Here is a 19,610-nt window from a genome sequence, read left to right on the forward strand (position 1 = left end):
AGGAGTTACCATGGCAAGTGTTACGCTTGAAAAGGTCAATAAGGTATTTGGCCGCGATCACATCATCAAAGACGTTGATCTTTCCATTGGCGACGGTGAGTTTGTCGTATTTGTTGGCCCCTCCGGCTGCGGTAAATCCACGCTGCTGCGCTTAATCGCCGGTCTTGAATCAATCACCGATGGCGACCTGAATATTGGCGGCACCGTGGTCAACGACTTACCGCCTCGTGAACGCGGCGTAGGCATGGTGTTTCAGTCCTACGCGCTCTACCCGCACATGACCGTTTACGACAATATGGCGTTTGGTCTTAAGCTGGCCAACACCGCCAAAGAGACCGTTCACGAGCGGGTGATGAGCACGGCAAAAATCCTGCAGTTGGAAGAGCTTTTACACCGTAAGCCCAAAGCCCTCTCTGGCGGCCAGCGCCAGCGGGTGGCGATGCATGGCGCGGGAGCCGCGCATTCTGCTGTTTGACGAGCCGCTCTCCAACCTGGATGCCTCGCTGCGGGTGCAGATGCGTAACGAGATCGCCCGCCTGCACAACCGTCTCGGCTCTACCATGATTTACGTCACCCACGATCAGGTCGAAGCCATGACCCTGGCGGATAAAATCGTGGTGCTAAACCGCGGTCATATCGAGCAAGTGGGCAGCCCTCACGAGCTGTACCAGCGTCCGGCCACCAAGTTCGTCGCCGGCTTTATTGGCTCGCCCACCATGAACTTTATGCCCGCCGAGCTACGGAGCGGCACCGCCGACGGCTGCCGAGTGAAAGCGGCGGGGGGGGGGGAAGTATCCTTGCCCCAAGCGGGCGACGCTTACTCGAAAGGCACCTCGCTCACACTTGGCGTGCGTCCCGAGCACCTTCGCCTGGAAGCGCCTCAGGGCGATAACTGCTTTGATATCGTCAACGTTGAGTACCTGGGTAACGAGGTCTACGTGTATCTGGAGCCGAAAGAGGGCTCTACCTTGCTGATCCATCGCAGCGAAGCGCCCAGCCAGTGGAAAGAGGGCCAGCAGGTATCGCTGGTGCCGGATACCAAACATGTTCATTTATTCGACGAAAGCGGCGCCGCGTTAATGCTCTCTGCTACACGCACAGCAGCTTAAATACTGCTAGAAAGCCTCATCACGGCCTTGGCTAGGTGAAACGTCTTCCCAAAGAGGGTAGTCGTCACACCATCAAGGCCGTTATTCTGTGCGCGACAATCAAATAATTAGCCTGCGCTGTAAATGTGTCAGGCACGCACCCTCTCCGCTAACGTGCTTCACCTGTTTAGGAAGCACCGTGACCGCCCCTCGCCGAATGACCCTAAAGGCCCTTGCGCTCGAACTCGGCGTCTCAACCGCGACGATTTCCAACGCCTTTAACCGACCCGACCAGCTCTCCCCCCTACTACGAGACCGCATCCTCAAAGAAGCCAAGCGCCTAGGTTACAACGGGCCAGACGCCAAAGCGCGCAGCCTGCGCACCGGACGTTCAAGTATCGTAGCGGTGATTCTGGCCGAAAGCCTGACCTACAGTTTGAACGATGCCGTTGCTAGCGAGTTTCTTTCCGGCGTGGCCGAAGTGCTGGATGCCCACGGCCACACCATGCTACTGCTGCCGGGCCGAGGCCACGCTTCCCAGCCGCCCGGCTCGGCTAATATCGCCGATGGATTTATCGTTTACGGGCTGATGCCCAACAATAAGCTGTTGAGTGAGCTGCCTTCGCAGCGCCCACTGGTGTCGGTGGATTTTGATATTGACGGCTGCCCCACGGTACATATCGATGACCGCGACGCCAGCTACGCGATGGCAACCCATGCGCTTAAGCAGCGCCCTCTTCGTCCTGCCATTATCAACCTGCGTTTAACCAAAGAGCACTGCAATGGCCGGGTGACCAAAGAGCACACGATGCTGCCCGACAGCAGCACGATAAGCCGTGCGCGCCTGGCTGGTTTTCATGCCGCGCTCACCGAACATGGCTTTGATACCGAACAGGTTCCGCTGTGGAATATTGAAGAGAACGTGTTTGACGTGTGCTCGCCGGTGATTACCGAGATCATCGACCTGCCCGCTGAGCAGCGTCCAGATCTGCTGCTATGCATGTCAGACCGAATTGCACTCACTGCGCTAACGCTAGCAGAACAGCGAGGCATTCACGTCCCAGGGGAGTTACGAATTACCGGCTTTGACGGCATTGCCGAAGGGCAGTACCGGGCACCACGCTTAACCACCGTACGCCAGGACAGCGCAGGCAAAGGGCGAGTCGCCGCCAAAATGATTTTGGGGCGGATACCAAAAACCCAGCAGCTGCTCAAAACCGAGCTGCTGCTGGGCGATACCTGCCCTTAAAGATCAAACAGGCGTTATTTGGCGGTTTTCTGCATCGCGATGGCGGTATCCAACATGCGGTTGGAGAAGCCCCACTCGTTGTCATACCACGCCATGATTTTCACCAGACGACCGTTTACACGGGTGTGGTTAGCGTCAAAGGTGGATGAGTGCGCATCGTGATTGAAGTCGATAGACACCAGCGGCTGGGCGTTGACGGCCAGCACCGGCGAGTTAGCGGCGGCTTTCTCAACGATCGCGTTGATCTCTTCTTTGGTGGTATCACGACCCGCAGTAAAGGTTAGATCCACCAGGGAAACGTTGATCACCGGCCCGCGCACGGCCAGGCCATCGAACTTACCCGCCAGCTCCGGCAATACCAGGCCTACCGCCGCAGCCGCGCCGGTTTTGGTCGGAATCATGGAGTGAGTGGCACTACGCGCACGGTAGGGGTCGGTGTGGTAAACGTCCGACAGGTTCTGGTCGTTGGTGTAGGCGTGAACGGTGGTCATCAGGCCATTCTCAATGCCTACTGCATCGTTCAGCGCTTTAGCGACCGGAGCCAAGCAGTTGGTGGTGCAGGAAGCATTGGATACCACGGTGTGCTCGGCGGTAAGAAAGTCGTCATTCACGCCGTAAACGATAGTGGCATCCGCATCCGGGCTAGGCGCAGAAATCAGCACGCGCTTTGCGCCTGCAGCGATATGCTTGGCCGCTGCCTCGCGCTTGGTAAGCAGGCCGGTACACTCCATGACGAGGTTAATATTCATAGAGGCCCAGGGCAGGTTGGCCGGGTCGCGCTCAGAAGAGATCGCAATACGATCCCCATCCACGCTGATGCTCTCTGCATCGTGCTCGACCGCAAATGGGAAATGGCCGTGAACGGTATCGTGGCGCAGCAGGTGGGAGTTTAGGGAAGGGTCGCCCAGATCGTTAATCGCAACTACCTGAACGCGATCACGGTAGCCATTTTCGTACAGCGCACGCAGTACGTTACGGCCAATCCGTCCAAATCCGTTAATGGCAACTCTTATTGTCATGGTGGCACCTCAATCAAGCAGTGGTCGTAGATGGCGTATCCAGTAAAAAAATTACTAAAAATACGTATTTAGTCACTTATAGGCCGATTAAAACCTGCCATAACCGCCCCTAAAGGCTAATAACTATCCAATATGTAGTAAAATTACTATATAAAGGCTATCGTAGTCCAATACTTAATCAACGATTCATCAGCCCTTTTTTATAGACTATGTTCAGCCCACGCTGCTCATTAGGAGTACCACTATGACACGCGCAACGTCCCCAACTCCCCTTCGTCGTACCAAAATCGTCGCCACGCTTGGCCCAGCCAGTGACCGCCCCGGGGTGTTGGAAAGCCATGCTAACAGCGGGCGTTGACGTGGTACGGCTGAATTTCTCCCACGGCTCTGCTGATGATCATCGCCGCCGCCTCACCGAGGTGCGCGAGATCGCTCAGCGCTTAGGTCGCAGCGTAGCGGCACTCGGCGACTTGCAAGGCCCTAAAATTCGTATTTCCCGCTTCAAAGAAGGCGCTATCCACTTAGACATCGGCCAAGCTTTTGTGCTCGATATGGCCATGGATGCCAATAGCGGCACCACCGAACGGGTTGGCTGCGACTACAAAGCGCTGGTAGATGACGTTTCACCCGGCGACCGCCTGCTGCTGGATGACGGCCGCGTAGTGCTGGATGTCACCTCTATTGTTGGGCAGGAAGTGCACACCCAAGTTCACGTGGGTGGCAAGCTGTCTAACAACAAGGGCATTAACAAACAGGGCGGCGGCCTGTCGGCACCGGCCCTCACCGACAAAGATAAGCAGGACCTTAAAACAGCCATTGAGATTGGCGTGGACTATTTAGCCGTCTCCTTCCCGCGCCACGCCGCCGATATGCAAGAAGCCCGCGCGCTGCTGGGTGAGGAAGGCAAAGAGATTGGCTTGGTCGCCAAACTGGAGCGCGCCGAGGCCGTCGCCAACGACGAAACTCTGGACGCCATCATTGAAGCGTCAGAAGCGGTGATGGTCGCCCGTGGCGACCTGGGCGTAGAGATTGGCGATGAAGCGCTAATTGGCACCCAAAAGCGCATTATCAAGCATGCTCGCTCTCTGAATCGCGCGGTGATTACGGCCACGCAGATGATGGAGTCGATGATCGAATCGCCGCTCCCTACCCGTGCGGAAGTCTTCGACGTGGCTAACGCCGTGCTCGACGCCACCGATGCGGTCATGCTCTCGGCGGAAACGGCGGCAGGCGACTACCCGGTGGAAACCATCGAAGCCATGGACCGCGTCTGCCTAGGTGCCGAGCGCGAGCGCATCGCCCAAGCCTCCGGCCACCGTATTCATGAAGGCTTCGAGCGGATCGATGAAACCATCGCACTTTCCGCTATGTACGCTGCCAACCACCTAACCGGTGTACGCGCCATTGCCTGCATGACCTCCACCGGCTACACGCCGCTGATTGCCTCGCGCATCCGCTCTGGCTTGCCGATTGTCGGCTTGGCCCACAGCCCCATCGCCCAACGGCGCATGGCGCTCTACCGTTGGCGTAGTCTCGATTCCATTCGATACTACGCACATGGAGGCCACCGAGGTGAACCATGAAGCCATCAAACTGCTGAAGGCCCATGGATTGGCACGCCCAGGTGAGCATGTCATTCTTACTCGCGGCGACCATATGAACGCCCACGGCGGCACCAACACCATGAAAGTACTGGCCGTTGACGCCGAGTAAATAACCGCCTCGCCGCACTATCAATAATAAGCGAATGACCAGGAGAGCAATGCCATGAACGATGCCCGCCCACCCCGCCAAGCCGTGCGGACGCTGCAACCGCGCAAGCGTATTGCGCTGATTGCCCACGATGGCAAAAAAACCGAGATGCTGGAGTGGGCGACGCGCTGGCAGGATACGTTAAGCCAGCACACGCTGATTGGTACTGGCACCACCGCAGGGCGGCTGAAAACCGCCCTGGGGCTAGAAGTGGAAGGCTTAATGAGCGGGCCGCTAGGCGGCGACCAGCAGATTGGAGCGCGCATCGCGGAGCAGCAGCTCGATGTGCTGATCTTCTTCTGGGACCCCTTTGCACCGCAGCCTCACGACCCGGACGTGAAAGCACTGCTGCGCCTTGCCGCGCTGTGGAACGTGCCGGTGGCGTGTAATGCGGCTAGCGCCGACTTTCTGCTCTCCTCGCCCTATCTTAGCGAACGCTATGATATGTCGATTCCAGACGCGAATGCCTGGGCACAGGCCCGCACGGTATAAACCGCGCGCACCCTGCGCTCAGCGGGTACGCAGGTGGCGCGCTACCACCTGCTGCCCGCATTGGTAGCTTCCATTCATCGCGCCCAGCGCGCACTGAAGCGTCAGCTCGGCGATGCGGTCATAATCCTGCAACGCCGAATTAACCGGCTGAGGCAGAAAATCTAACAGCCGGTGGTCACCAAAAGTGGCTAACCGCAGCGTCTCCGGCAGCCCGCCCTGGGCAAGCAGCTCATCAAACACACCTTCCATGAGCGCGTAGGAAGCCGTGACCAGCGCATCTACTTCGCCTGCAGCAAAGAGCTGTTGCGCCAGTTCAACGCCCACATCCCGCTCGTAGCGCCCACCGCTAAAGGTAACGGCTTCAACCCCCTTCCCTTCCAGTGCGGCAAGAAATCCCGCACGGCGCTCACGGCTAACCGAGAGTTCGGGCATCGCATCCAGCCAGGCAATGCGTCGCGTTGAACCATCCATCACCGAACGCGTCAGCGCGTAGGCTGCTTCTTGATCATTGCTCACCACACTGGCAAAACGCTCGGGCGTCAGGCCGCGGTCCATGCCCACGACGCTCCACCCTTCGTTTGCCAAGTCGACGTAGAAAGTATCGTTTTCCGGCAGGCAGCTGGCGGTAATCAGCACTTCACAGCGCTGGGCGCGCAGCGCTAAGGCCAACGTGCGCTCACTGTCCGCGCAGTCATCCGAACTTGCCACCAACAACTGGTAGCCGCGCTCGCGAGCACCGCGCTCTAGGCGCTTGGCGAGGCGGGCATACTGATATTTTCTAAATCTGGCACGATCAAACCGATCAACCGGCTAGCGCCACGGCGCAGCGCGGCGGCCTGAGGGGCAATGTGATAGCGGTGCTGACGCACGACGGCCATCCCTTTATCAATAGTGGCCGGGCTAATGCGCCGCTGCTCGGCCTGGCCGTTGATTACATAGCTTGCCGTGGTGCGCGAAACCCCGGCGAGCCGGGCAATATCGGCAAGTGTCATGCTGGTTTCTCCCTAAATGAAGACGGCAGTTTAGCAGCCGTTTTACCCTCTTCAGACCAAAGTCTAAAAAGACAACCCTTGTGTCCAAAAGTGAATCGATTCAGCATAGCCAACTATACACAGGTGACACGATTCATCCAGCCAACCACAACGATCTACGACTAACGTTTTATGCGCGCACTTTCGCCGCCAATCGCAGACGTTGCCGTTGCCTGACCGCGTTTACAGGAGACCCCTATGTTGACACTCGGCCCCGATGACATCTTGCTCGACCGCCACGCGGACAACTGGCAAGCTGCGCTCGACAGCGCCGCCAACGCCCTGGCAGAGGCTGGCTTGGTTGCGGCCGAGTACCGCGATGGCCTCCACGCCCGCGAAGCGCAGTCCTCAACGTACCTAGGCAACGCAATTGCCATTCCCCACGGCACTCCGGAAAGCCGCCATCACGTCAAGCGTACCGGCGTGCGGGTACTGCAGTTCCCTAAAGGGGTGCAGTGGCACGACGGCAACACCGTACATGTGCTGGTCACCATTGCGGCACAAAACGACGAGCACCTGGATATTCTGCGCCAGCTTACCCACGTACTCGACCGCGACGGCGTAGCAACCGAGCTGGCCCGCGCCAGCTCCGCCGCCGATGTTGCGCGCCTGCTCTCGAAGCCGTCATTAGCACCGCGCCTGGATGCCGATACGCTGTGCATCAATTTCCCCGCCCGCGACCCGCAGGAACTAGCCCTAGCGGCGGCAGCGCGACTGCGCCAAAGCGGCTGCGTGGATAACGGCTTTATTAGTGCCGTGGCGAGCGCCCAGCCCCAGTGGTTGGGCAAAGGCTTATGGCTTTCAAGCCACGCTCAAGGAGTGAACCAGCCCGCACTAGGCGTGGCGACGCCCGCCGATAGCACCATCGAGCACGGCGGTCATCCGGTTCATGCGCTGTTCTGCCTGGCCGCCAGCGGCGATGCCCACCGGCCGCTGCGCGAGCAGCTGATGGCGGTACTAGAGAACGGCGAAAGCGACAGCTTTGTGGGCAAAAATAGCGCCCAGCTGCTGGCAGCGCGGGCCGGTGAAACCGCCAGCACCCAAACCCGCCGCGTGCGCGTATTGAACCCCCACGGCCTGCACGCTCGCCCGGCTAAACAGCTGGTACAGATCGCCCGCGCCCAGCCCATGCCCATCAACGTGCGCCTGGAAGAAGGCAGCGCCACCACGGTATCTGCTGCCAGCTTAACCAAAGTGATTGGCCTGGGTGCGCGACGTGGCCAATGGCTGATCTTCTCTGCCGAGGGCGAACAGGCAAGCGCCGCGCTAGATGCCATTGCCGCCGCTGTCGAAGAGGGCTTGGGTGAAAAAGTCACTCCGTTCGACGGGGGCCGCGATGCCACGCCCGCTGCCAACGCCAGCAAGCCTGCTGTGGAGCCGCTGGCCGCCGACAAGCCGCACACCGGCGTGGCAGCCTCCCCAGGGTTAGCGATTGCCCCGGTGTTCGTCATTCGCCCGATGCAGTTTGATTACCCGGAGCATGCCAGCGACCCCACCCAAGAGATCGCACGCTTAGAGGCCGCTCTGAAAGAGGGCGCTGCCCAGCTGCAGGCGCTGGTACACAACGCCCCTGGCGGCGAAGTGGCCGACATTCTCTCTATGCACGAAGAGATGCTCGACGACCCCGAATTGCACCAGGCGGCGATTGACGCCATTCGCGAAGGCCGCTCGGCGGAAGCAGGCTGGTGGGAAGCCATCGACACCGCCGCCCACGCCCAAGAGATGCTGGCAGACCGCCTGCTGGCCGAACGCCCCGCCGACCTGCGCGATGTCGGCCGCCGCGTGCTCGGCGTGCTTTGCGACGTTACCCTGCCCGAGCCGCCCGATCACCCCTATATTCTGGTGATGGACGATATCGGCCCTTCTGATGTGGCCCGTTTGGATACCTCCCGCGTGCGCGGCCTGCTGACCGTTCGCGGCGGCGCGACCGCACACAGCGCGATTCTGGCTCGTGCGCTGGGCATTCCTGCGGTAGTCGGTGCCGGTGAAGCGATCATGGCGCTACACAACGGCGGCATGATGATTCTGGATGGCGAGCGCGGCCGCGTGACCTCGCAGCCTTCCGAGGAGCGCCTGCGCCGCGCCGAGCAGCAGCTGCTCGACCAGCAGCAGCGTGAAGCGGACGCCTGGGAGCTGCGCTTCGAGCAGGCGCAAACCCGCGACGGCCACCGGGTTGAGGTTGCCGCCAACCTGGGCAACACCGCCCACGCCGCCGATGCCGTAGAGCGCGGCGCGGAAGGGGTCGGCCTGCTGCGCACCGAGTTCTTGTTCATGGCTTACTCCAGCGCTCCCGATCTGGCTACGCAAATCGCCGAATACCGTGAAGCCACCGATGCGCTTAATGGCCGCCCGCTCGTCGCCCGCACCCTGGACGTCGGCGGCGACAAGCCGCTGCCCTACTGGCCAGTGCCCCAGGAAGACAACCCCTTCCTCGGCCTGCGCGGCATTCGCTTAGCGCTGACCCAACCAGAAGTGCTGGAAACTCAGATTCGCGCGCTGCTGATGGCCGCCGTCGGCAAACCGTTACGCATCATGCTGCCGATGGTCCAAAGACGTCGCTGAATTCCGCACCGCCAAAGCCATTTACGACCGCCTGCTCAACGAGATCTCCTCGCAGCAGCGCGCCACCGATGTACAGCTTGGCGTGATGATCGAGGTACCATCGAGCGCCTTGCTAGCACCGACGCTGGATGCCGAAGTGGACTTCTTCTCGGTCGGCACCAACGATTTAACCCAGTACACCCTCCCGATTGATCGCGGCCACCCAGAGCTATCCGCTCAAGCCGATGGCCTGCACCCAGCGGTACTGCGGTTGATCCAAATGACCGTCGAAGCCGCCCACGCTCACGGCAAATGGGTCGGTGTTTGCGGCGAGCTGGCTTCCGACGCCATGGCCGTGCCGGTTCTGGAGGGCTTGGGTGTTGATGAACTATCGGTGAGCGCACGCCAAATCCCGCTGGTCAAAGCCCGCCTGCGCGAGTTTGATCTTGCCCAAGCCCAGGCCAGCGCCCAGTTAGCGCTGAGTAAAGCCACCAGCGACGAAGTACGCGACGCCCTGGAGGCCAGCTAATGGCACGAGTTGTCTGTATTACGCTCAACCCAGCGCTGGATCTCGCCTTCAACCTGGATGCGCTGACGCTTGGGGCACGTCAACCGCCCCACCGGCGCGCAGCTGGAAGCCGCAGGTAAAGGGGTGAACGTCGCGCGGGTGTTGGCAAGCCTAGGCCACGAGGTGATTGTCAGCGGCTTCTTGGGCGAAGAGAACGACGCCCCTTTCAGCCTCGCCTTCCCCCGTTACGGCGTCGAAGATGCCTTCGTGCGGGTGCCAGGCAACACGCGCATCAACGCCAAACTGGCCGAGCAGAGCGGCCGCGTGACCGATATCAACGGCCCCGGCATGCCCATCGAAGCCGCCCACCTGGAGGCTTTACGCATCACGCTAAGCAGCCTGTTTGAAGGTAGCGCGCCGCCTGAGGCCGTGGTGGTCGCAGGCAGCCTGCCTCCCGGCATCGACCAACCCGCGTTTGGCGAGCTGCTTGCCTTCCTGAAAGGTTTCGGGGTGCCGCTGTGGGTGGATACCAGCGGACCGGGGCTGCGCACGGCGATTGCCGCGCAGCCTGCCGCCGTAAAGCCCAACGAAACCGAGCTGGCCGACTGGGCTGGCAGCGCACTTGATTCTGACCAACAGCGCCAAGCCGCCGCCGAGCGGCTGCACGCCAGCGGCATCGAACACGCGCTTATTTCAGCGGGTGCCGAAGGCGTTTTATGGGTGAGCCAGCACGGCATTTGGCAATCCACGCCGCCGACCGTCACCGCCACCAATACCGTTTGCGCGGGCGACACCTTTGTGGCCGGTATGCTCCACGGGCTGCTAAGCCAGCACTCGCCCGAAGATACGCTTCGTTTCGCCACGGCGCTTTCTGCCGAAGCGGTACGCCATGTTGGTGTGGGCACTTCCCACGCCGATGATTTTGACTCACTCCAACAACAGACCCGGGTACGGCGTCTTGACGACACCCACACCGAGGGAGCCACGCGATGAACCTAATCCTGATTACCGCCTGCCCAAGCGGCATGGCGACCACTTTCCTGGCCGCCAAGCGCCTAGAGCAAGCCGCCACGCGGCTGGGCTGGAACGTTCATGTAGAGATGCACGGCGAGATTGCGCCACTGCAAGCCGCCAGCGCCGAGCAGATTGCTAACGCCGATTTGATCGTCGTGGCTGCCGACCACGTGCCCGCCCCAGAGCGGTTCGAAGGCAAGCGGCTATTCCAGGCTCCAATTGCCAGCGCCCTGCCCGACCCCAGCGCCTTTTTAAGCCAAGCTAAGCGGGAAGCGCCGATTTACAGTGCTCCGGCAGCCACTGCTGCCGCCCCGGCCAGCAGCGGGAATGGCAAAAAAATCGTTGCCGTCACCGCCTGCCCCACCGGTGTTGCCCACACCTTTATGGCCGCCGAAGCGCTGGCCGAAGCGGGTAAGGCCATGGGCCACCAGATTCGCGTGGAAACCCAAGGCTCAGTGGGCGCGCAAAACAAACTCACGGAAGCGGAAATCGCCGACGCTGACGTGGTCGTATTGGCCTGCGATATCGAAGCGGATCCTTCACGCTTTGCAGGTAGGCGTATTTTCGCACGTCTACCAGTAACGCGCTGAAAAAGCCGCGCCCGACCCTTGAAGCCGCTTTCACCGATGCCGCCGTTGAGGACGGCACCAGCGCCGCCAGCAGCAGCGCCACCGCCAAAAAAGGCATGAAAGAGAAAGGCGTCTATAAACACCTGCTGACCGGTGTTTCCTTTATGCTGCCCATGGTGGTGGCGGGTGGCTTGTTAATAGCCCTCTCGTTCGTGTTCGGTATCGAAGCGTTCCAGGAAGAAGGCACCCTGGCCGCTGCGCTGATGCAGATTGGTGGCGGCACGGCCTTCGCGCTGATGATTCCCGTTCTGGCGGGCTACATCGCCTACTCCATCGCCGACCGCCCTGGTATTGCCCCCGGCATGATTGGCGGCATGCTCGCCGCCGAGATTGGTTCCGGGTTTATCGGCGGTATTCTGGCCGGTTTCCTGGCGGGCTACGTGGCCCTCGCCGTCACGCGCCATGTAAAACTGCCCTCCAGCGTTGAGTCGCTCAAACCGATTCTGATCATCCCGCTGATTGCCAGCTTGGTCACCGGCCTGACGATGATCTACGTGATTGGCGAGCCGGTGGCTGCCGTGCTGAGCGCGCTCACCAGCTTCTTGGAGTCCATGGGCTCGACCAATGCTGTGCTGCTGGGCATTCTGCTCGGAGCCATGATGTGCTTTGACCTAGGCGGCCCGGTCAACAAAGCGGCCTACACCTTTGGCGTCGGCCTGCTGGCCTCTGAAACCTACGGCCCAATGGCCGCGATCATGGCCGCCGGCATGGTGCCCGCAATTGGTATGGGTATTGCCAGCTTCGTGGCGCGTAATAAGTTCTCTGCCCCCGAGCGCGAAGCGGGTAAAGCCTCGTTCGTGCTGGGCCTGTGCTTTATCAGGGAAGGCGCGATTCCCTTCGCGGAGAAAGACCCGCTGCGCGTGATTCCCGCCTGTATCGCCGGTGGCGCGGTTACAGGTGCGCTTTCTATGCTGGTGGGTGCCAAACTGATGGCTCCCCATGGCGGTATCTTCGTGCTGCTGATTCCTAACGCCATTACCCCGGCTCTGCTTTACCTGGGAGCCATTGTGGTAGGCTCTTTGATTACCGGCCTGGGCTACGCGTTTATCAAGCGTGATGCTGCCCAAGTCGCCGTTGCCAGCTAAAGGCGGCACACTAAGGGCGAGGCAACCTCGCCCTTTTGCTGTTTAGTCAGCCGTTCAAGACGTCCACCACCCCGCTGTTTTATTAACCATTTTTCTTACCATTTATCGCTAACTGTTGTTCTCAAGCGCGAAATAGTTATTATTTTTACATAAATAACAGCGACGCCAGGGGTTGCACACGCCCCTTTAGCGATAACGATATAAAACAGATGCAAAAACAACAGGACCGCCCGTTATGTTTCAACTCACTCGCAGCGTTAATTAGCAGGCCCAAGAGCGCCGGACGCGATAAAACCGCCAATGACCGAATTCGTGACTACTTTACGAATGATCCGCAGCGCTTTGAAAAAATGAGCCTGCGCGTCGGCGGCCTCTTTCTAGATTACTCCAAGCATCAGGTATCGGATGAAGTGCTGGCCAAACTGATTGAGCTAGCCGACCACTCCGCCCTGGTACAGCGCCGCGCCCAGATGTTCTCTGGCGACATTATCAACGTGACCGAGAACCGTCCGGTACTCCACACCGCCCTACGCCATTTGGGCGATGAGCCGGTGTATGTGGACGGCGAAGACGTGATGCCAGAAATCACCCGCACCCGCGAGCAGATCAAGCTGTTCTCGGAAGCGGTGCGTAGCGGCGAGTGGAAAGGCTATAACGGCCAGCGCATTAAAGACGTGGTCAATATCGGTATTGGTGGCTCGGACCTCGGCCCCAACATGGCGGTGCGGGCGCTGTTGAAGTATCGCCACCCGGAGCTGCACTTCCACTTTGTTTCTAACGTGGACGGCACCCATATTCAGAAAGTGCTGTCGCGGCTAGACCCCGCCACCACGCTGTTTATCGTCTCTACCAAAACCTTCTCCACCCAGGAAACCCTGCTCAACGCCAAGACTGCGCGGCGCTGGTTCCTGGAGAACGCTGGCGAAGACGCGGATGTGGGCGCGCACTTTATTGCCGCCTCCACCAACCGAAAAGCGGCGATGGAGTTCGGTATTCGCGAAGAGAACGTGTTCGAGTTTTGGGCCTGGGTGGGCGGCCGCTACTCCATGTGGTCTTCCATCGGTTTGCCCATTGCACTCTCGATTGGCTTTGAGGGCTTTATTGAGCTGCTGGAAGGCGCCCATGAGATGGACCGCCACTTTATCGAAGCGCCTTTCGCTCAGAACATGCCGGTACTGATGGCGCTGAATGGCATCTGGTACATCAACTTTATCGGCGCGGAAACCCAGGCCATCGTGCCCTACGACCAAGCGCTGAACCAGCTGCCCTCTTTCCTGCAGCAGTTGGATATTGATTCTAACGGTAAGTCGGTAGATAGGTTCGGCCACCCGGTGAACTACAAAACCGGCCCGATTGTATGGGGCCAAACCGGCTCCAACGGCCAGCACGCCTTCTTCCAGCTGCTGCACCAGGGCACGCGCTATGTGCCCATCGACTTTATCGCTTCGCTAAAGCCGGAACCGGGCGTGGAAGACCACCACTTCGCGCTGCTGACCAACATGCTGGCCCAAGCCAACGCCTTCATGGAAGGCAGCCAAGGCGACAGCAAAGAGCTTAGCCAGCTCGACCCCTACAGCTGCCCCGGCAACCGCCCCTCCAGCACTCTGCTGCTCGACGAGCTAACGCCGAAAAACCTGGGCGCGCTGAGTTGCGCTCTACGAACACAAGGTGTTCGTGCAGGGCGTGATTTGGAACATCAACTCGTTCGACCAGTGGGGCGTACAACTAGGCAAGCGCATTGCGGGTGAAATCAGCGAGCGCATCGACGCCAACGCCGCCGACTTCGACGCTTCTACGCAGGGGCTGCTTGAGCTGGTGCGCGCCCACTTTCCCAGCACGGCGCATCAAACCCAACACGCAGAGCCAACAACGGGTGAAAAAAAACCGGTGCGTAAGAAACGCTAGGTTAAAAGGTAAGTAAGCACAGCGCCTTGGCAAGCTGCCAGGGCGCTTCTGCAATATCTCTTATCATATTGTACGAGGTGAACGTCATGCAGCATCTTCACCAAGCCATCCAGCGCTGCCCGCGAGTAGCAGTATACGGCACGTTAAAGCACGGCCATCGCAATCATCATTGGTTAAACGGCGCTGACATGCTGGGCCAAGACCGTTTAACGGGAATCACACTTTACGACCTTGGCCCCTACCCAGGCGCTAAGCTCACGCCATCCACAGGCGTTGCGGTGGAGGTGTATGCCATTAACGCTGAACAGCTAGCGCGGCTCGACCAGTTGGAGGGCTACTTTCACCACGCGCCAAGCCAAGGCCTCTATAACCGCACGACACTACCTACCCAGTACGGTGACGCATGGTGCTACATCTACAACCCAGCCGTTGAGCAAGGGTCGCTGATGGACAGTGGCGAGTGGTAGTCATCACTACGTTATGGTGTCGGCAACACCTAAAGCTAACGATTGCCCCCAGCTCGCCGGAGCCTGCCCGTCCTCTGCCAAGCACCACAGCACTGGGTAACCGGGCGGCTGGGGCGGAGTGGCAATATAGCCATCGGTAAAGACCACCAGCAGCTCAGGGGGCGAAGCCTCCAATGGTGCAAATTGAGAACTTCGACGGCATTTTGCTTGCCACCACCAACCGCGTGGAAAGCCTAGACCGCGCAGTAATGCGCCGCTTTGATCTCAAGGTCGAGTTTTTACCGCTAGCCCCCGAGCCGCTGCGCGAACTGCTGAAAGCCGTTCTACCCGAACGCGACCACCGCCGTTTAGCCACCATTCCCGCCAACCACCTAGCCCAGCGCCGCCTAACCCCCGGCAACGTGCGTACAGCGCTAGACCAACTGGACTTGCGTGGGCTGCCCATCCGCTTGAACACGCTGCTAGATGCGCTAACGCTGGAAGAGCGCGAACAGCAAGGGCAGCGCCAGCCAATGGGGTTTGTGTAGGGTAATGAACGCCAAGAAAAGCCGCCTACTGCTGGCTGATACGCAGTATAGGGCACTTGGTCATCAGGCGATTCCATTGATCAACGTTGAACGCCTGCACATCAAAGGATTTGCGCCAACCGCTATAACGCGGCCCAGACACCCATTCTGTTCGCCAGAGCCTGTCTCGTAAACCTGCTAACTGAGCAGGCTCTAAGTCACTCAAACCTATTAAGGTAATATAGCGCAGCGGCTTATTGACAACGCCATACTCCAGCCCCAAAAAGATAAGGCTGTCACGCAGTTTTGGGAATAAGTGCCGCTCGATAAGCGATTGGCTGACGATATCCGCAAGAAAGCGTTGCCTCTGCTTTTCTCGATGCTGTTCAGGAATAGCACCGCTCTCTGGGTCTTTAATTTCCAGTAGCCATAATTGCGTGTCCCACTCCACAACAAAATCAACGCCACCCTTTAATACATGCGTTAAAACAGCGGCTGCCACTTGGTCGTCTAGCTTAATTACTTGACGAGCTTGAGAAAAATCAAAGTATAAATCCGACTCGCACCACTCCGGCTTTGCCTCCCAGGGTTTCACGAAAAGTCCCCCAGCGAGTGACGAACTTCCAAGTCGTAACGACGCTGAAACTCGTCCGCAATTTTATTAGGCCGAATGTCCCGGTAGCGGCTGAAACTATGTGCAATAACGCCATCCTCCTGCGTTAGCTCAAGGGAGAAGTAGCGTGTAGGCGTCTCCTGACGTGCAAAATCCAATTCCCGCAGAAAGGCATAATCGTGGGTTGCTACAAATACTTGCACACCACGCTCTGCAAGCATAAGCAGAATTTTAGCCACCTCTGGCATGAGCGCAGGGTTAAGGTTCGCTTCTGGCTCATCCCAAAATAGTGTGTTGTTGGCAAATAGCGAGCCATTATGGATCAACTGCCAAATCAGAGCCAATTTGCGGTGCCCTTCTGCCACCAGCGACATTTCCAACTTCTTACTTCCTGCGCTAAGGTGAAATTCATCCCCCTCTAATGTCACCTTTCCACCTACCGTCTTGCGGATGAGCTCTAATAGTGGCTTTTCATCATTGAGTGGCATTCCCTTGCGGGCAGGCAAGTAAGCTTGTTTGATAATATCGTAATAGACTTCCTCGAACGCGAGCTCATATTTATCATAGAGCGAGATAAAGCCGGGAGCGAAAGAGAGCACCTCTTTAACGGGAATGAATACGGGGGAACGCTCGGCAGCACCACTCACCCTGGAGTTCAAACGTGTGATGCCTAGTGGTATCAAAGGTACGCGATAACGACTGGGCCGCACTGTTGGACAAGCTAATGCGCGCCGTATTGCTGCCTTTTTTGCGGTTAACCAAGCGTGATACTTTATCGCGGCTAGGGCGAAAAACCGCCGCCAGCTTCTTTTTCAGTTCAGCCGCATCGTGACCCTGCATCTGCAAGGCATACATTAATTTCATGATATGCGTTTTATCGGTGCCATTGGCACCGATAAGCACGTTCACGCCCGGCGACCACTCGAAAGAGGTTTCCTTAAAGGCGGTAAAATTCTCCAACGCCAGGGTTTGGAACATACGCTTTCCTTCAGTGGTTTACTGAGAGATCAGTGCATTAAATGCTGATATTCTATAAACGTCACGCCACCGGCCAGTGGAAAGTGCTTAGAGAGCTATCTCCATCCAAGAGTTATGCTGCCAAAAGCAAGCCTAGCCACCTGAGCGACACCTAATGTCGCACTGCTGTGGGAAGCTGATTGCTCACCACAGTAGGAGACCGCGCATGGGTAGCATAACGCATTACGATATCATCGGGGATGTTCACGGGCAGTTCGACACGTTAGTGAAGCTGCTAATGCGCTTAGGGTATCGCGAAGAGAGCCAGGGTTGGAGCCAGCCGGGGCACTTGGCGGTGTTTGTCGGCGATCTTATTGATAAGGGGCAGGCCCCATGTGCGGTGCTTCGCTTGGTACGTCAAATGGTCGATGCGGGGCAGGCACTAATGGTAGTGGGAAACCATGAGCTGAACTGGGTACGCGATACCTACCAGCACCAAGACAACCCTCGCGCCTTTATTCAAGCAACGCGACAACATCACGATCGCCAACGGCTGGTCGATGAATTTGCCGCTGAGGAAGACGGCTTAGCGTTGTTGTTGGATCATTTTAAGTGGCTGCGAACACAGCCACTCTACCTCGAAGTGGGGCAGTGCCGCGTGGTGCACGCATGGTGGCATGAAACGTCAATTCAGCATCTCAAGGCAGCCGGTATTCACTGCTTGGATGACCATGCCATGGCGGCCTATCAAGACACTTACTCGCCTACCTATTTTGCAATAGACCGTGTAGTAGCTGGCTGCGAGCATGCCCTGCGCCCCTACGCATCAGCGACCGGATTCCGTACCACACGTAAACGTGTGCGCTGGTGGCCTAATGATGTAGGGCTCACTCACCCCATGGAGTTGGAACCAACCTTGGCGCGTGAAAATGGCTACTCAACCAACGCCAACCCTGTCTTTTTTGGTCATTATGCGATGACGGGTTTCCCTATGCGCCTTGGGCGCAATATAGCGTGTTTAGATTATGCAGCGGCCTATGGCGTAGAACTGGTGGCTTATCGCCACTCGCCAGGTGTCGCTTTAGCATCAAAGTGGTTCACCAGCGTAAGTGTTGCGCGTTCGTCTACCACAACAAAAACACGCCACGCTGCTATTGCCCGCTAGAGGAACAGAGCCGCAAAGTGATTATGCTTTCGCACTAACCTCCGCCTGGAAGAGCATGAATTTGTGACTACAGCTTTTGCAGGTGGCGGTATAGGTCGGGCCGCTCTTATTCACCACGACGGAGCGCGATTGGCACTCAGCGCAAGTGGGTTTCATCGGCGTGTTTTTATGGCAACTTCCGCAGCGGACGAAATAGCCATATTTGCCGTAGCGGTCTTCCAGCAGATGTGCTTCGCCGCAATGCCTGCAGGTTAAGCGCGCTGTGCGAGGGGCTTCCACCACGCCGGGCTCTCGAATGGTAGGTACTGCATGCTCTTGAGCGGGCTGTGAGGGCTGGTAAGTTTTCCTAGCCTCGGCATCCTGCTGAATTAAAAAGTTGCCTAGCGCTGAAAGCTCTTGTTCGTTGAAACGGGCACGCCCTTTTAATACCGATAACGAACCTAGCGAACCCATCAGTTTCTTAACGTGCTCTACAACAAACTCAGACTTCACCGTGAGTTCAGATATTTTTGCTGGCATTTTCTTGCGGTCTAAAATGGCCGAGCTGGAGACGGCACAAAGCACATGCCACTCTCGCCCACCTACTTGGCCTTGAATGCCGAGAATTTTGCGAACGAACTTCTCAACATTTGCGCGTAACAGGTCTTTCAGTAAGGCCTGCTGCAGCTCGGCTTGCCGTATGGGAGACGGCATACCTCGCCATTCGCCGCGATAGCTGCGAGACCACTCCCCCTCAGCGTTCACATTGACTTTGCCGCTAATACTTTTGGATTCAATGACGATAAAACCAAACGGGTAAACCACCAGATGATCGATCTGCGCGTTTTCTCCGTTATGCGTTAAGCGCAAATCGTTGAAGACTAGCACTTGGTCGTGATCCCCAAACTCGCGGCGCAGGTAAAACGCCACATCCTTTTCTTGCTGGTACCCGTACTGGCTGCGCTTATCACTGGACGCTAAAGCATCTTTTTCCTTCAAGATCACTGCATTTGTCTCCTTACTCAAGCTTCAAGCGCGTTCTTTTGGCCCACTCTGATTAACTGGCTATACGCTTGGCCTTCATATCTAACGCTTACCAAGCTCCGTCCTGGCTAAGATAGAGTACCCATCACCGTGGCTTATTAAAGTGCCCCATTGGGTATCTACGCGTAGACCACCTACCACCCCACCATATTTTCCAGCTCAGTAGCACGCTGGGCGGTTTCCCGTAAAAAGCATTCATTACTCACTACTTGCGCCAGCGTACCGCCCGCCGTGGCGTAGAAGTTGCAGTTGGCGTCTCGGTAGGAGATCCATAAGCGCTGGGCGGCGAGTAAAGCTTCGCGGCGCTCTTCGGAAAGCTCGCTACGGGCATCGCTATACGCCGTGTTTAATCGTGTATCCTGGGCGGCTATTTCATCGGCAATACAGTTCAGCATGTTCACCGTGACGCCACCGGAGGCATCCATGCATTTGTTATAACGGGCGCTATATTCATCATCGGTGCTGCTTTGTGCAGTAGCCGCTAGCGGTAAAAGCACGCAAAATGCAAACGCTACTATTTGATAAACTTTTTGCATTACCATCTCTTATCAGATTTACGAAGCAGT

Annotated in this window: 11 protein-coding genes and 7 pseudogenes; 11 read left to right on the plus strand and 7 right to left on the minus strand. The window is 58.0% G+C overall.

The window, feature by feature from the left end; genetic code table 11:
* The first annotated feature begins 10 nt into the window (after positions 1-10).
* Positions 11-1,109 (plus strand): annotated as a pseudogene (locus B4967_RS14585) (ABC transporter ATP-binding protein).
* Between the two features lie 196 nt (positions 1,110-1,305).
* Entirely contained in the window at positions 1,306-2,337 is a 1,032-nt protein-coding gene (locus tag B4967_RS14590; protein ID WP_083026007.1) for a LacI family DNA-binding transcriptional regulator, read from the plus strand.
* Between the two features lie 14 nt (positions 2,338-2,351).
* Here B4967_RS14590 and gap read toward each other — a convergent pair whose 3' ends face one another.
* A complete protein-coding gene (gene gap, locus B4967_RS14595) occupies positions 2,352-3,356 on the minus strand; it encodes a type I glyceraldehyde-3-phosphate dehydrogenase (protein WP_083026009.1) in 1,005 nt (334 codons plus the stop codon).
* A 244-nt stretch (positions 3,357-3,600) separates the two neighbouring features.
* Between gap and pyk the strand changes: the two are divergent.
* Positions 3,601-5,069, plus strand: a pseudogene (gene pyk, locus B4967_RS14600) (pyruvate kinase).
* Positions 5,070-5,123: 54 nt separating this feature from the next.
* A complete protein-coding gene (locus B4967_RS14605) occupies positions 5,124-5,600 on the plus strand; it encodes a methylglyoxal synthase (RefSeq protein WP_044629387.1) in 477 nt (158 codons plus the stop codon).
* An 18-nt stretch (positions 5,601-5,618) separates the two neighbouring features.
* Here B4967_RS14605 and cra read toward each other — a convergent pair.
* Positions 5,619-6,592: pseudogene (cra, locus tag B4967_RS14610) on the minus strand (catabolite repressor/activator).
* A 237-nt stretch (positions 6,593-6,829) separates the two neighbouring features.
* On the opposite strand from cra, the pseudogene ptsP reads away from it, so the two are divergent.
* From ptsP to B4967_RS14640, 6 genes and pseudogenes are all read left to right on the plus strand, one after another.
* A pseudogene (gene ptsP / locus B4967_RS14615) lies at positions 6,830-9,701 on the plus strand (phosphoenolpyruvate--protein phosphotransferase).
* Positions 9,701-10,673 (plus strand): annotated as a pseudogene (gene pfkB / locus B4967_RS14620) (1-phosphofructokinase). Before ptsP ends, pfkB begins: the two co-directional pseudogenes overlap by 1 nt.
* Positions 10,670-12,408: pseudogene (locus tag B4967_RS14625) on the plus strand (PTS fructose-like transporter subunit IIB). Before pfkB ends, B4967_RS14625 begins: the two co-directional pseudogenes overlap by 4 nt.
* Positions 12,409-12,643: 235 nt before the next feature.
* A pseudogene (gene pgi / locus B4967_RS14630) lies at positions 12,644-14,313 on the plus strand (glucose-6-phosphate isomerase).
* 86 nt (positions 14,314-14,399) lie between these two features.
* Positions 14,400-14,780 carry a gamma-glutamylcyclotransferase family protein gene (locus B4967_RS14635; protein WP_083026010.1) on the plus strand — a complete coding sequence of 127 codons (381 nt, stop codon included), beginning with the start codon at positions 14,400-14,402 and terminating at the stop codon, positions 14,778-14,780.
* 173 nt (positions 14,781-14,953) lie between these two features.
* Entirely contained in the window at positions 14,954-15,307 is a 354-nt protein-coding gene (locus tag B4967_RS14640) for an ATP-binding protein (protein ID WP_083026012.1), read from the plus strand.
* Positions 15,308-15,332: 25 nt separating this feature from the next.
* Here B4967_RS14640 and B4967_RS14645 read toward each other — a convergent pair whose 3' ends face one another.
* From B4967_RS14645 to B4967_RS18395, 3 genes are read right to left on the minus strand one after another with little or no spacing between them, the layout of a single operon-like run.
* Positions 15,333-15,881, minus strand: coding sequence for a hypothetical protein (locus B4967_RS14645; RefSeq protein WP_083026014.1), 549 nt, complete (start codon positions 15,879-15,881; stop codon positions 15,333-15,335).
* Positions 15,878-16,546, minus strand: a complete 669-nt coding sequence (locus tag B4967_RS14650; protein WP_207953643.1) for an AAA family ATPase — start codon at positions 16,544-16,546, stop codon at positions 15,878-15,880. Before B4967_RS14650 ends, B4967_RS14645 begins: the two co-directional genes overlap by 4 nt.
* Positions 16,503-16,877, minus strand: coding sequence for an AAA family ATPase (locus B4967_RS18395; RefSeq protein WP_207953644.1), 375 nt, complete (start codon positions 16,875-16,877; stop codon positions 16,503-16,505). Before B4967_RS18395 ends, B4967_RS14650 begins: the two co-directional genes overlap by 44 nt.
* A 205-nt stretch (positions 16,878-17,082) precedes the next feature.
* Between B4967_RS18395 and B4967_RS14655 the strand changes: the two genes are divergently transcribed.
* Positions 17,083-18,021, plus strand: coding sequence for a metallophosphoesterase (locus B4967_RS14655; RefSeq protein ID WP_161491527.1), 939 nt, complete (start codon positions 17,083-17,085; stop codon positions 18,019-18,021).
* Between the two features lie 21 nt (positions 18,022-18,042).
* Here the strand turns inward: B4967_RS14655 and B4967_RS14660 are convergent, their stop codons facing one another.
* Both B4967_RS14660 and B4967_RS14665 read right to left on the minus strand, forming a co-directional pair.
* Positions 18,043-19,005 carry a nuclease-related domain-containing protein gene (locus B4967_RS14660; protein ID WP_083026018.1) on the minus strand — a complete coding sequence of 321 codons (963 nt, stop codon included), beginning with the start codon at positions 19,003-19,005 and terminating at the stop codon, positions 18,043-18,045.
* A gap of 173 nt (positions 19,006-19,178) precedes the next feature.
* Positions 19,179-19,580, minus strand: a complete 402-nt coding sequence (locus tag B4967_RS14665; protein ID WP_083026019.1) for a lysozyme inhibitor LprI family protein — start codon at positions 19,578-19,580, stop codon at positions 19,179-19,181.
* Positions 19,581-19,610 lie beyond the last annotated feature (30 nt).

The organism is Vreelandella lionensis (assembly GCF_002087295.1).
In the GTDB taxonomy this organism is placed as follows: Bacteria; Pseudomonadota; Gammaproteobacteria; order Pseudomonadales; family Halomonadaceae; genus Vreelandella; species Vreelandella lionensis.

Bases quoted from the DNA above. Each gene is read 5' to 3' on its own strand.
- B4967_RS14590 (WP_083026007.1), top strand. From the start codon at position 1,306: ATGACCCTAAAGGCCCTTGCGCTCGAACTCGGCGTCTCAACCGCGACG.
- gap (WP_083026009.1), bottom strand. From the start codon at position 3,356: ATGACAATAAGAGTTGCCATTAACGGATTTGGACGGATTGGCCGTAAC.
- B4967_RS14655 (WP_161491527.1), top strand. From the start codon at position 17,083: ATGGGTAGCATAACGCATTACGATATCATCGGGGATGTTCACGGGCAG.
- B4967_RS14665 (WP_083026019.1), bottom strand. From the start codon at position 19,580: ATGCAAAAAGTTTATCAAATAGTAGCGTTTGCATTTTGCGTGCTTTTA.
- B4967_RS14605 (WP_044629387.1), top strand. From the start codon at position 5,124: ATGAACGATGCCCGCCCACCCCGCCAAGCCGTGCGGACGCTGCAACCG.
- B4967_RS14640 (WP_083026012.1), top strand. From the start codon at position 14,954: ATGGTGCAAATTGAGAACTTCGACGGCATTTTGCTTGCCACCACCAAC.
- B4967_RS14635 (WP_083026010.1), top strand. From the start codon at position 14,400: ATGCAGCATCTTCACCAAGCCATCCAGCGCTGCCCGCGAGTAGCAGTA.
- B4967_RS18395 (WP_207953644.1), bottom strand. From the start codon at position 16,877: ATGTTCCAAACCCTGGCGTTGGAGAATTTTACCGCCTTTAAGGAAACC.